Annotated in this window: 11 protein-coding genes; 3 read left to right on the top strand and 8 right to left on the bottom strand. The window is 73.1% G+C overall.

What is annotated here, in order from left to right; genetic code table 11:
- Window positions 1-20: 20 nt before the first annotated feature.
- The 6 genes from HOY81_RS04675 to HOY81_RS04650 form a co-directional block, all read right to left on the bottom strand.
- On the bottom strand, window positions 21-914 hold the full coding sequence (locus tag HOY81_RS04675; RefSeq protein WP_237318418.1) for a MurR/RpiR family transcriptional regulator: 894 nt from the start codon (window positions 912-914) through the stop codon (window positions 21-23).
- Between the two features lie 207 nt (window positions 915-1121).
- Entirely contained in the window at window positions 1122-2330 is a 1209-nt protein-coding gene (locus HOY81_RS04670) for a M20/M25/M40 family metallo-hydrolase (protein WP_237318416.1), read from the bottom strand.
- Entirely contained in the window at window positions 2327-3091 is a 765-nt protein-coding gene (locus HOY81_RS04665; protein ID WP_272892355.1) for an amino acid ABC transporter ATP-binding protein, read from the bottom strand. The genes HOY81_RS04670 and HOY81_RS04665 overlap by 4 nt, the downstream gene beginning before the upstream one ends.
- Entirely contained in the window at window positions 3088-4050 is a 963-nt protein-coding gene (locus tag HOY81_RS04660; protein ID WP_237318414.1) for an amino acid ABC transporter permease, read from the bottom strand. Before HOY81_RS04660 ends, HOY81_RS04665 begins: the two co-directional genes overlap by 4 nt.
- Before the next feature lie 2 nt (window positions 4051-4052).
- On the bottom strand, window positions 4053-5000 hold the full coding sequence (locus HOY81_RS04655; RefSeq protein ID WP_237318412.1) for an ABC transporter substrate-binding protein: 948 nt from the start codon (window positions 4998-5000) through the stop codon (window positions 4053-4055).
- A 115-nt stretch (window positions 5001-5115) separates the two neighbouring features.
- Window positions 5116-5685 carry a TIGR00730 family Rossman fold protein gene (locus HOY81_RS04650; RefSeq protein ID WP_237318410.1) on the bottom strand — a complete coding sequence of 190 codons (570 nt, stop codon included), beginning with the start codon at window positions 5683-5685 and terminating at the stop codon, window positions 5116-5118.
- Window positions 5686-5740: 55 nt separating this feature from the next.
- Here HOY81_RS04650 and HOY81_RS04645 point away from each other — a divergent pair, with 55 nt between their 5' ends.
- The gene (locus HOY81_RS04645) at window positions 5741-7690 is read left to right on the top strand and encodes an NAD(P)-binding protein (protein ID WP_237318564.1); all 1950 of its coding nucleotides are present in this window, start codon (window positions 5741-5743) and stop codon (window positions 7688-7690) included.
- Window positions 7691-7756: 66 nt separating this feature from the next.
- Here HOY81_RS04645 and HOY81_RS04640 read toward each other — a convergent pair whose 3' ends face one another.
- The gene (locus tag HOY81_RS04640; RefSeq protein ID WP_237318562.1) at window positions 7757-9247 is read right to left on the bottom strand and encodes a methyltransferase domain-containing protein; all 1491 of its coding nucleotides are present in this window, start codon (window positions 9245-9247) and stop codon (window positions 7757-7759) included.
- A gap of 557 nt (window positions 9248-9804) precedes the next feature.
- On the opposite strand from HOY81_RS04640, the gene HOY81_RS04635 reads away from it, so the two are divergent.
- Window positions 9805-10281, top strand: a complete 477-nt coding sequence (locus HOY81_RS04635) for a Dps family protein (protein ID WP_237318408.1) — start codon at window positions 9805-9807, stop codon at window positions 10279-10281.
- A 132-nt stretch (window positions 10282-10413) separates the two neighbouring features.
- Here the strand turns inward: HOY81_RS04635 and HOY81_RS04630 are convergent, their stop codons facing one another.
- Window positions 10414-11481, bottom strand: a complete 1068-nt coding sequence (locus tag HOY81_RS04630; RefSeq protein ID WP_237318407.1) for a hypothetical protein — start codon at window positions 11479-11481, stop codon at window positions 10414-10416.
- Window positions 11482-11732: 251 nt separating this feature from the next.
- Between HOY81_RS04630 and HOY81_RS04625 the strand changes: the two genes are divergently transcribed.
- On the top strand, window positions 11733-12920 hold the full coding sequence (locus HOY81_RS04625; protein ID WP_237318405.1) for a cysteine desulfurase family protein: 1188 nt from the start codon (window positions 11733-11735) through the stop codon (window positions 12918-12920).
- Window positions 12921-12935: the final 15 nt, after the last annotated feature.

Here is a 12935-nt window from a genome sequence, read left to right as displayed (position 1 = left end):
ACCCGGCGGCACGCGCCCGGTCAGTGGAGCCCCAGTGCGCGGGCCGCCGCCTCGCCGGCCCGCATGTGGTCCTGTGCCGCCTCGCCGCGCTCCGCCAGCACTCCGGTGACCAGGGTCTCCACCAGCGCCAGGGCCGGGACCATGCTGTCGTACGGCGTGGTCGCGGGAGCCTGGGTGGGCAGCACGACGTCGGCCACCGCGGAGATCGGGGACAGCCAGCCGTCGGTGACCAGCACGACCTTGCCGTGCCGCTCGGCGACCAGCCGGGCCAGGTCGAGCAGCGGCTGCTCGTACCGCCGGAAGTCGAAGACGACCAGCACGTCGTGACGGCCGCCGGAGGCCAGCTCCGCGCTCCGCTCCACCGGGTGCTCGGGTAGCAGCCGCACGCCCGGGCGCAGTTGCAGCAGGTGCAGCCCGAGATAGCGGGCGTGCAGGCCGCTGAACCGGCCGCCGGTCAGCAGCAGCCTGCGCCGCGGGTCGGCCAGCAGGTCGACGGCGCCGCGCAGGTCGTCCGGGGGCAGCGCGGCGTAGGTCGCGTGCAGCGCCCGGGCGAGCGTGGACGGCGCGGCGGAGAGCAGCTCTTCGGTGCCGGTCTCGCCGCGCTCGGCGAAGCCGGTGGCGGTGTAGAGGGCCAGCGGCGAGGCTTCCCGCTGCTCCAGCTCCTCGCGCAGGGCCTGCTGGAACTCGGGGAAGCCGCGGAAGCCGAGCCGGTGGGCGAACCGCACGACCGTGGGGGCGCTCACCCCCGCGCGTTCGGCGATGCGGGCGACCGTCTCGAAGCCGGCGGAGGGATAGCCGGAGAGCAGCACCCTGGCCACCCTGCGCTCGGCCGGGGGGCACTCGCCGAGCCGCCGGCGTATGGCGTCCGCGATGCCCGCCACGCGCCCGCCGTGCGGCGGCCCCGTCTCGGTCAACACTCACTCCTCACTGCTCCGGGGCGGCGCCGCCCCGGAGCGAGCCTACTCGGCGGCCCCGGCCGGCGCGCAGGCGCCGCTCGTCACCGTCCCGGCGACGCCGCCGGGACGACGGGGTGGTGCCGCGGCCCGCCGCGGGGAGCCGGCCGGGGCCGCGGCACCGTCCGGACCACCGCAGGGAGGTCGCGGTGGTCCGGAGAACACGGGTCAGCGCGGCGGTTCCGCGCCCAGCCGGGCGAGCAGGGCCGCCAGCAGGGTGCCCCGGGGCACCACGCTGGTCAGGTCCAGCCATTCCCCCGGGCTGTGGTCGCCGCCGCCGACCGGGCCCAGCCCGTCCAGCACGGGCAGGCCGGCGCCGGCCGCGAAGTTGGCGTCGGCGACCCCGCCGGTGGCGGCCGCCCGGGTACGGATGCCCAGCCCGGCCGCGGTCCGCAGCGCCTCCTCGGCCAGCGCGACGGAGGCGGGGGTGCGTTCCATGGGTGGGCACTCCTCTCCCGCCGTCACCTCCGCCGCGGTGCCCGCCACGGGCGTACGGGCGGCCACCCGGGCGACCTCGGCCCGGGCGGCGGCGAGCCCGGCCCGGGTGGCGGCCCGCAGCTCCACGTCGAGGACGGCCTCGTCGCACACCACGTTGGTACGCGCCCCGGCCCGCACCCGGCCGACGTTGACACCGACACCGTCGATGCGGCCGTTGAGTTCCTGGAGCCCGACCACCAGATGGGCCGCTGCGAGCGCCGCGTTGGCGCCGCGCTCCGGCTCGACTCCGCTGTGCGCGGCCCGGCCGGTCACGGTGATCCGCAGGTCGACCACGCCCTTGCGCTCGCCGACCAGGTCGCCGTTCTCCCGGGCGCACTCCAGGCACAGCCCGGCGTCCGCCTCCGCGGCCAGGGCCTCCGTGACGGGGCGGCTTCCGGGCGAGCCGATCTCCTCGTCGGGGGTGCAGAGGAAGACCAGCTCCGCCCAGTCGTCGGCGCCCAGGTCGCAGAGGGCGCCCACGGCGGCCAGGCCCAGCAGCAGACCGCCCTTGTCGTCACACACACCCGGGGCGTAGGCGCGGTCGCCCTCGCCGCGGAAGGGCCGGGCGGCGGCCGTGCCCCTCTCGTAGACCGTGTCGAGGTGCGCCATCAGCAGCAGCCGGCGGCCGGACGGGCGGCGCCCGGGGCGGCGGGCGACCAGCACCCGCCCCACGGGGGCCGCGAGGTCCGGCACGGGTACCGGCTCGTGGCGGACGGTGAAGCCGAGCGCCCGCAGCCGCTCCGCGGCCAGGCGGCCGACGGCGTCGACCCCCTCGGGGTCGTGGGAACCGCAGTCGACGGCGGTCATGCGCCTCAGGTCGGCGAGGAACGCGGGGTAGCGGGCGCGGACCGCCGCACGCAGCAGCTCGGGGGAGACGCGGGAGTGGGGCGGGGCGCTCACCGGACCTTGCCCAGGAACTCGCGGGTGCGTGTCTCGGCGGGCCGGGTGAGGACCTCCCGCGGGTCCCCGGCCTCCACCACCACCCCGCCGTCCATGAAGACGGCGGTGTCGCCGACCTCGCGGGCGAAGCCGATCTCGTGGGTGACCACGATCATCGTCATGCCGTCCGCCGCCAGGCCGCGCATGGCGTCCAGCACCTCGCCGACCAGCTCGGGGTCGAGGGCGGAGGTGGGCTCGTCGAAGAGCATGAGCTGGGGGCGCATGGCCAGGGCGCGGGCGATCGCCACCCGCTGCTGCTGCCCGCCGGAGAGCTGTGCCGGGTACTTCCCGGCGTGGCCGGCCAGGCCGACCCGGTCGAGGAGGGCGTGGGCGCGTTCGCGGGCCGTCGCCTTGGTCTCCCCGGCGACACGGACGGGCGCCTCCATGACGTTCTCCACCGCGGTCATGTGCGGGAAGAGGTGGAAGCGCTGGAAGACCATGCCGATGTGCCGCCGCTGGCCGGCGATGTCGCGCTCCCGGAGCTCCCGCAGCACCGGGCCGCGGCGCCGGTAGCCGATGCGCTCGCCGGCCACGGTGATGCTGCCGCCGTCCGGGCGCTCGAGCCGGTTGACGCAGCGCAGGAACGTGGACTTGCCGGAGCCGCTGGGGCCGAGCAGGCAGCACACCTGGCCGGTGTCCACGGTCAGGTCGATGCCCCGGAGCACCTCGTGGCGTCCGAAGCGTTTGCGGACGCCCTCGGCGACCACCATGGGTGCGGTCATGACGCTGCTCCCCCCTGGGATCCCGCCGCCCCGGGGCGGAGGCGTACGGCCAGCAGGCGGCGGAACGGGGAGTCGGCGACCCCGGCGCCGCGGCCGAACCGCCGCTCCAGCCAGGCCTGCGGCACGCTCAGCGCGGAGACCAGCACCAGGTACCAGAGGGCGGCCACCAGCAGCAGCGGGATGACGTTGTAGTTCTGTGCGTAGATGTCCTGGATGTTGGACATGAGGTCGTGGCCCGCGATCACGGAGATCAGGGCGGTGGTCTTGAGCATGGTCACGGTGTCGTTGCCCATCGGCGGCACGATGACCCGCATGGCCTGCGGCAGGACGATGCGGCGCAGCGTCAGGCCGGGGCGCATGCCCAGCGAGTGGGCGGCCTCGGTCTGCCCCTTGTCGATGGACTGGATGCCGCCGCGGATCACCTCGGAGGCGTAGGCGACCTCGTTCAGGCCGAGGGCCAGCAGGGCCGCCACGGTGGGCGTGACGAGCTGGGAGGTGGGCGCGGACCAGAAGGTGACGCCGGTGAACGGGATGCCGATCATCACCTGCTCGTAGAAGGCGCCGAGGTAGCCCCAGAAGATGATCTGCACGAGGATCGGGGTGCCGCGGAAGGCCCACACGAAGAGATAGGCCAGCGTGGAGAGCACCGGATTGTCCGACAGCCGCATCACGGCGACCACGGTGCCGCCGATCTGCCCCATCACCATGGCGGCCGCGGTCAGCCAGATCGTGGTCCACAGGCCGCTGAACACGCTCGGGTGAAAGAGGTACTCCCCGACCGTGGGCCAGTCCAGGTTGGGGTTCTTGCCCAGGGACCAGAGCGTTCCGCCGGCCGCCACCAGGGCGACCGCGGCGGCGGCCCAGCGCCCCCAGTACCGCACGGGGACGATACGCGGTTCCTCGCCGGCGGCGGGTCCGGTGACCTTCCCGGGCGGGGAGGCGGTGGTCTGCGGGGCCATGCTCAGTCCACCGCCGCGTTCTGGGTGGCCTTGTCCAGGCCGATGGCGGAGACCCCGTACTTCTCCAGGATCCTGTCGTACACGCCGTCGTCCATGAGCTGCTGGAGCGCCGCCTGGATGGCGTCGGCGAGGCCGTCGTGGCGGCGGGAGACGCCGATGCCGTTGGGCGAGGCGTTGTAGCCGCCCTTCGCCTCCGGGTCCTCGACCAGGTCGAAGGTGTCGCCACCGCCCACGGTCTTGGCGATGTAGCCGGCGGCGGGTTTGGTGATGACGGCGGCGTGGGCCTTGCCGCTGCTGACGGCGAGCTGGGTGTCGGAGTCCTTCGGGTAGGTCTGCAGCGAGATCCGCGGCTTTCCGGCGCTGCGGCACTCGGGCTGCTGCTCCTCGACGAAGTCGGCCTGGTTGGTGGCCGCCTGGGCGGCGACCTCCAGCCCGCACAGGTCGAGCGCGGTGGAGACCTTCTCGGGGTTGCCCTCCTCGACCAGGATGCCGGTGCCGGAGACCGAGTAGTCGACGAAGTCGAGCACCTTCTGGCGCTGCTTGTTGTCGGTCATCGCGGACATCGCGACGTCGTACTTGCCGGCCTGGATGGCGGGGATGATGCCGTCGAACTTCTGCGGGCGGAAGTCGAACTCGACGCCGAGCTTGGCGCCCAGAGCCTGGGACAGGTCGAAGTCGAGCCCGGTGATCTCCTTGCTGCCCTCCTTCACGAACATCTCGAAGGGCGGGTACGGCACGTCCGAGGCGACCCGCACGCGGCCGGCCTCCTTGATCGCCTCCGGAAGGGTGTCGTGCAGCTCGGGATCGGCTCGCACGGTGACCCCGGCGACCCGTACCGGCCCCCCGGAGGCCGCTTCGGCCTTCGTGTCCGCCGAGCCGCAGGCAGTGAGCGGGGCGCCGAGCAGCAGAGCTGTGCCGAGCGCCACCGTGGTCCGCGTCGTTGTGTGCATGGTCGTCACCTCGAAGACCTCGATGGGGGTAACGGACGTTACACACCGCGCACCGAGATGCATAGACGTAACGCACATGACATTGCGGCAGGGGCGCCGGCCCCGCGACGGCGGCTCAGCCCTCCAGATGTGCCACCGCGGCGGCCGGGTCCGGGGCGAAGGCGACCAGTCCGCTTAGCGGCACGGGCAGGAAACCCTCGGCGTCCATGCGGGCGAGCTGCGCCTGGAGACCGTCGTAGAAGCCCGCCGTGTTGAGCACCACCACCGGCTTGCCGTGCATCCCGTGCTTCTTCAGCTCCAGGATGTCGGTGGCCTCGTCCAGCGTGCCGGTCCCGCCGACCAGCACGGCGACGGCGTCGGCGTGTTCCAGCAGCAAGGCCTTGCGCTCCGCCAGCGTGGGGGTGACGATCATGCGGTCGGCGTTCGCCCGCGCCTTGTGGTGGAGGAAGTCCACGGAGATCCCGACGAGGCGGCCGCCGGCGTCCTGCACACCGTCCGCGATCACCTTCATCAGGCCGACGTCGGAACCGCCCCAGACCAGGGTGTGGCCGCGCTTGCCGATGAGCCCGGCGAACTCGCGGGCAGCCGTCGTGTAGACCTCGTCCAGCTCGGCGGCGGAGCAGAAGACGCAGACGTTCAGGGACTTCCTGGGCTTCAGGGGGGAGGCACTGTCCGTGGTGACCATGGACGGCAGCGTAGGCGGCGGGGACCGGCACGGGAACGGCGAGCCGCGACCGCACATGATCGTCTGCGGGGACAACGCGCTGGCCCAGCGGCTCACCCGGGAGCTCGCGGGCGTCTACGGGCAGCGGGTCACCGTGGTGCTGCCCTCGCTGCGCGGCGGCGACCACGGCCCGCAGATCGCCGCGCTCATCGGGGCGCCGGGGCTCTCCGTGCGGGCCGTCGAGGCGCGGGTACCGGACGAGACGGCGCTGCGGGACGCCGGCGTGGAGCACGCCGCGGCGCTGGCCCTCACCTCCGGGGACGACCAGCTCAACATCCACGTCGCGCTGCGGGCCCGCCGGCTCAACCCGCGGCTGCGGCTGGTGATCCGCATGTTCAACCGCACCCTGGGCGGCTACCTGGAGAACCTGCTGGACCGGGCGGTGGAGGTGCACAGCCCGGAGCTGGACGCCGCCGCCGTGGACGCCTCCACCACGGTGCTCTCCGACTCCGACACGGCCGCGCCTTCCCTGGTGGCGGCCGCAGTGGTCGGCAGCGACAAGATCGTGCACGCCGACGGGCTGCTGCTGCGCGCCAAGGAGCGCACCGTCGGCACCGCCGGGCGCCGTGACCCGCTCTGCACCCTGGCGCTGCTGCCGGGCTCACCCGGCAGCGGCGAGGGCGGCGGCGAGGGCGCCGCGGGAGGCGCCCGGGCCCCGGGCGGCGCGGACGGGACCGGCGGCCGGGGCGGCGACGCCGGCGACGAGCCGGTCCTGCTGCCCGGCGACGACGCGCTGGCCGGGCTGCCGCCGCGGCGCGGCGCCGTGGTGCTGGAGGCCATCACCCGCTCCACCCGGCACGGCCCGGTGACCGGCAGGCTGCCGGCGATGCCCGGGCTGCCCGCGCTCCAGCACCTCAACGAACTCTTCTCCCGCCGGCTGCGGATCTCGCTGGCCGCGATGGCCGGCGTGGTCGCGGTGCTGGCGTGCGCCAACTGGTGGGTGAGCGACACCACCTGGCTGCACGCCGCCTATCTCACCCTGCTCGACTTCTTCGCCATCAACGACCCGAACGTCGGCGAGCCCCCGGACACCCAGGTCCTGCAACTGCTCGCGGGCCTGGCGGGGGTGATGCTGCTGCCGCTGCTGCTGGCCGTGGTGCTGGAGAGCTACGGCGCCTACCGCCGGGCGTCGGCGCTGCGCGGAGTGCCCCGCGGGCTCTCCGGCCACGTGGTGCTGCTGGGTCTGGGGAAGGTCGGCACCCGGGTGCTCGACCGGCTGCTGGAGCTCGGCATCCCGGTGGTGTGCATCGAGCGCGACCCGGAGGCCCGGGGCATCGCCCTGGCCCGCGCCCGCCGGGTGCCCACCCTGATCGCCGACGTCACCGAGGACGGCGGCGTGCTCTCCGAGGCCCGCCTCCGCCGCAGCCGCGCCCTGCTCGCCCTCACCAGCGACGACGGCACCAACCTGGAGGCCGCCCTCTACGCCCGCGAGCTGAAGCCGGAGCTGCGGGTGGTCATGCGGTTGTTCGACGACGAGTTCGCCACCACGGTGTACCGCACGCTGCGGGACACCTACCCCCTCGCCCAGACCCGCAGCCGCTCGGTCTCCGCGCTGGCCGCACCCGCGTTCGCGGGAGCCATGATGGGGCGGCAGGTGCTGGGCGCCATCCCCGTCGGCCGCCGCGTGCTCGTCTTCGCCGCGGTGGACGTACGGGAGAACGCGCTGCTGGAGGGCCGTACGGTCGCGGAGGCGTTCCGGCCCGGCGCCTGGCGGGTGCTGGCCCTGGACGTCGCACGGCCGCCGGAGCGCCGGGCCGACCTGGCAGCGGGGCCCGCCGGCACCGGCGAGCTCGCCTGGCGGCTGCACCCGGGATACGTGCTGCGCCCGCACGACCGGGTGGTGGTGGCCGCGACCCGGCGCGGGCTCAGCACGCTGCTGTCGGCCGGCCCGGCGCCGGCGCCCTATCTGCCGGACACGGGCCGGCACCGGGTGCCGCGCCCGCCCGCGCCGCCGGAGGGCGGCTGAGCACACCGCGCGGACGGCGGGGCGGCGTGCCCACGGCACGCCCCCGCCCCACGCGGCTCCGCCGGGTCAGCGGCGGAAGTGGAAGATGCCCCAGGTGAGGTCTCCCTCCCGGCCGCCGTGCACCCAGTCGGCCAGGCCCTTCTTCATCCGGGTCAGGTACTCCGCGCTGACCTTCTCGGCGAGCCCCGCCGCCTCCTGCCGCTCGGTCTCCTCCAGCACCCGCCCGTAGTGGGTGGCGAGCTGCTCGCGGTGCTCCTCGAAGCCGCCCGCGGACGCCTCCGTGAAGCCCAGCTTGGTCAGCTCGCGCCGGTAGAACCCCGGCGAGCCCATGGTCTCCAGGTGGATGCGGTCCAGGATGGGCTGCAGCCGGGAGGTCTCGGCGCCGTCCGCGGCCATCGGGTCGGTGAAGATGAGCTGCCCGCCGGGCCGCAGCACCCGGGCGATCTCCTTCAGCACCCGCACCCGGTCGCCGCTGTGCAGGAAGGCGTCCTGCGACCAGACGACGTCCACGCTGGCGTCGGGGTACGGGATGTTCTCGAAGGAGCCGTCCACCACCTCGATGGCCCCGGCCAGGCCGCGCTTCTCGTTCATCGCCCGGTTCCGCTCGTTCTCCACCTCGCTGAGGTTGAGCGCGAGGACGCGGCAGCCGTGCGAGGCCGCCAGGTACCGCGCCGAGCCGCCGTAGCCGGACCCGAGATCCAGCACCGTGGTGCCCGGGGCGGGGTCCGCCTTGGCGGCCATCCGCTCCACGGTGCGGCGGCTGGCGTCGGCGATCGGCTCGTCCGGGCGGTCGTAGAGGCCGATGTGGATGTCCTCGCCGCCCCAGACGGTGGCGTAGAACGTGTCGGCGTCCGACGAGTTGTAGTAGGTCCGGGCGGTGCTGACGGCCTCCGAGTAGCTGCTGTCCTCGTCGGCGTCCATGCGGTACTCCTTCTCCGCGACATGGACGAAGAAGTCCGGCTGCTCATCACGGTACGTGTGCTGGAAGTCACCGTACGTCTCGATGTGCTGGAAGCCGACTTCCGTCATCAATCTGCGAGTGTAATCCTTGCGCAGCGGATACATGTTGAGGTGGTACACCGCGTCGTCGGCAAACGTGTACCGCATGCGGCACAGTCCGTCGTCGAGATATTCCGGTTCCACCGCGACATCCTCGCCGCAGTAATAGTAGGTGTGCTTGCTGGAGAATCCGCGATCCAGCATCGCATCGTAGTTGCGGTGATCCAGGATGAGAATCCCGTCGTGCTTCAGCATCGCGTAGAACTCGGCCAGCGCCTTGCGCCGGTCGCGCTCCGAGAAGAGATGCGTGAAGGAATTCCCGAGACACACGATGGCGTCGTACTCACCATGCACATCCCGATTCAGCCAGCGCCAGTCGGCCTGCACCACACGCAAGATGTGATCGCCGTACCGGACGCCGTTCTCGAACGCCTGGGCGAGCATCTCCGCACTGCCGTCCGCGCTCACCGCCTCGAACCCCGCGTCCAGCAGCCGCACCGAGTGGAAGCCGGTGCCGGTCGCGACATCGAGCACGCTCTTGACCCCCCGCTTGCGCAGCAGGTCGATGAAGAAATTCCCCTCGCTCTCCCTCCTCTTCTCCCAGTCTATGAGTGAGTCCCATTTCTCGACGAAACTGGGAACATACTCCTCGGTGTAGTGACCAGTTTCGCGAACGTCGACCGGATTCTCTCCGAACTCCTGCACAGGACGCGCTGAAATGACGAAACCTCCGGTGGTTGAGACGGCGGTGCCGCGCGCGCGGCCACCCTCTGCCCGGAGGTCGGTGTGGGGAACCACGCACGGGCTCCGATGCATCACTATCCAGCCGGACACCCTTTTATGCCCCCCTCCTCCGTCAACCCGCGGCGCACCGGCGCCGATTGCCGCCTCGACCAGGTGCTTTGCAGGTCAGAATTCTTTCGGGACGCCCCGCTCACAATTCACCGCGATGCCGGGCGAACCAGTGGAAAACCGCTCATACACTGCCGGACTTCCCGTGTGAGCCCCCGGAGGCGGGGAACACGGCGCAGCGAGGACCACACGGCAGCCGCACCCGGCCGGCCCAGGAGGGAGACGGCCGTACGGGTGCCCGACGAGAGAAAGCGGTAACGATCGTGGCGTACGAAGTGAAGAGCACGCTCCCCGAGCAGGACCTCAAGATCATCGGCGAGGCGCTCCAGGGCTCCCTCGTGGACCTCGTGGACCTCGCCCTGGTCACCAAGCAGATCCACTGGAACGTGGTGGGGCCGCGTTTCCGCTCCATCCACCTGCAGCTCGACGACGTCGTGAGCACGGCGCGCAAGCACTCCGACGTGGTGGCGGAGCGCGCCTCCGCCCTCGGCATCTCGCCGGACGGCCGGTCCGGCACGGTCTCCGCCGGCAGCGCGATCGGCCCGGTGAAGGAGGGCTGGCAGCAGGACCGGGAGGCCGTCCGCACGCTGGCGGAGGCGCTGTACTCGGTCATCGTCAAGGCCCGCGAGCGGATGGCCGCCGTGGGCAGGGTGGACCCGGTGACGGAGGACGTCTTCATAGCGCTCGTGGGCGACCTGGAGAAGCACCACTGGATGTTCGTCGCCGAGAACGACTCCTGAGCCCGGACCGGCCCGCGAACGCCGGCCCGCGGTTTCCCGCACCGGAACGCCGCCGCCCGCCGCGAAACGGGCGGCGGCACCCCTGTGCGCTGCAGAAATACCCCGCCGGCCGCTCGGTTCTGCCGGAGCCGTTCAGCGGTCCCAGACCAGAAGCTTCAGATAGCACTTCCCGAAGGTGACCTCGCCCTCGCCGAAATGCGTCACCTCCAGCTTCACTCGGCGCCCCCGCCCCACGTATCCCGTGACCGGAAACGCGTAGAAGGTGGATCCGGAAGAACCCGTTCCTTCTCCGATCGGGTGATGCTGCACGGTGCGCCCGTCCTCGTCGTCCTCGACCAGCCGGGCCTGCAGGGTGGCACCCTCGGGAAGGCCGCTCACCCGGAGATAGACGGTGCCGGTGTACCGCCCCGGTCCCGCCACGAAGGTCCGGCCCCGGTCGTCGTAGTGCTCGTCGAGCGGATCGCCGAACTCCCGGTCCCAGGCGAGGGCTTTCCATTCCCCGCGGGCCAGCGTCGGGCCGGCCTTCAGACCGAGCGAGAGATAGCTGGGCACGTCGTCCTCCTCAGCGCTGCCTTTGGCGTGTTCGAGCACCCGGGCGAAGTCGAGATCCCCCGGGTCCCCGTGGCGGTTCTCCGGCACGTGCTGGTGTCCGAGCCAGCCGTAGTAGTTCAGCCACTGGGAGCCGGAGAGGCGGACGCCGTTGCCGATGCCGTAGGAGCCGGGGTAGGCCTTCCAGCGGACCGTGCAGCGCATCCGCACGTCGTGCTCCTCGTGCGCCCAGCGCACGAACTTCGCCAGCTCGGCCAGGGCCCAGTCCGGGGCGTCCGGCCAGTACAGGTAGTCCCGCCCCGCCCGCGCGCCGCCCCAGGTGCTGCGGTAGCGCGGGTCGCAGGTGCCGACCAGCTCGATCTGGACGGCGTTCATCGTGTTGGTCTCCACTCCGCCGGAGGCGTTCACCAGCGCACGCGAGGAGACGTCGAAGTCGAAGTGCTGGTACCAGCGGAGGCGTCTGGCCCCGATGTCCGGGAGCGCCGTGAAGTTGGGCGCGTACGAGCCGCCGCCGTAGGACGGCACGGATCTGCCCTCGGTGGTGTGGACGACACCGACGTTGGACTCCATCGCGTCGCCGGGATAGCTGTCCTGGTACCAGTGGGCGCCGCGTGTCGCGCCCGGATACTTCTGCGGACCGGATCTGGCCATGCGCACACCCCGCCATCGGCACACCCGGCCGCCCTCCGTGCGCGACCGGTCGCCCTCCGTGAGGGCCTTTCCCGCTTTGTTCCCGCACTCGTCGGGGCGAACACCTCCCCGGACACGCGGAGTCGGGACGTTCACACGGTCCGTGCACCACGCACACCGCGGTGCCGCACGCCCAGGGGCGCGTACGGTCGGCGCACGCGCCGGAGCGCCCGCCGTGCGCCCCCGGCAGGGCTCGTAGAATCGAGGGCACCATGGCAGACACCGCCCCCACCGCCTACTTCGATCACGCCGCCACCACCCCCATGCTCCCCGAGGCCGTGCGGTCGATGACCGCACAGCTCGCGGTCACCGGCAACGCCTCCTCGCTGCACGGCTCCGGCCGGCGGGCCCGGCGCACCGTCGAGGAGGCCCGCGAGGAGCTGGCGGAGGCGCTGGGCGCACGCCCCAGCGAGGTGGTGTTCACCGCGGGCGGCACCGAGTCCGACAACCTCGCGATCAAGGGCCTGTACTGGGCGCGCCGCGCCGCGGACCCCGCCCGGGTCCGGGTGCTGGCCGGCCGCGCCGAGCACCACGCGGTACTGGACGCGGTGCAGTGGCTCGCCGACCACGAGGGCGCGCGGGTGGAGTGGCTGCCCGTCGACGGGTACGGACGGGTGCACCCGGAGGCGCTGCGGGAGGCACTGGAGCGGAACCCGGCCGATGTGGCGCTGGCGACCGTGATGTGGGCGAACAACGAGATCGGCACCGTCCAGCCGGTGCCCGAACTGGCCGCGGTCGCGGCCGGGTTCGGGGTGCCGTTGCACACCGACGCGGTGCAGGCGGTGGGCCAGACCCCGGTGGACTTCGCGGAGTCCGGGGCGGCCGCGCTCACCCTCACCGGGCACAAGATCGGCGGCCCGTACGGCATCGGGGCGCTGCTGCTGGGCCGGGAGCACGCGCCCGTGCCGCTGCTGCACGGCGGCGGGCAGGAACGGGACGTGCGGTCCGGGACGCTGGACGTGCCGGCGATCGCCGCCTTCGCCACGGCAGCGGTGCTGGCCGTGGAGCGGCAGGCGGACTTCGCCCGGGACGTCGGCGCGCTCCGGGACGCGCTGATCGCGGCGGTGCGCACGGCCGTGCCGGACGCGGTGCTCAACGGCGATCCCGGCCCGGCCGGACGGCTGCCCGCGAACGCGCACTTCTCCTTCCCCGGCTGCGAGGGGGACTCGCTGCTGCTCCTGCTGGACGCGCAGGGCGTGGAGTGCTCCACGGGGTCGGCCTGCACGGCCGGGGTGGCGCAGCCCTCCCACGTACTGCTGGCCGCGGGGGCCGACCCGGAGCTGGCGCGCGGGACGCTGCGCTTCTCCCTGGGACACACCTCCACGAAGCACGACGTCGAGGCGCTGGCCTCGGTGATCGGGCCGGCCGTGGAGCGCGCCCGCGCGGCCGGGCTGAGCTAGGGCCTGTCCGCGCGG

This window comes from Streptomyces sp. JJ36 (genome assembly GCF_021696945.1).
Taxonomy (GTDB): domain Bacteria; phylum Actinomycetota; class Actinomycetes; order Streptomycetales; family Streptomycetaceae; genus Streptomyces.
The sequence above is the reverse complement of the archived record's forward strand: the minus strand, read 5'-3'. Positions and strand labels throughout refer to the sequence as shown.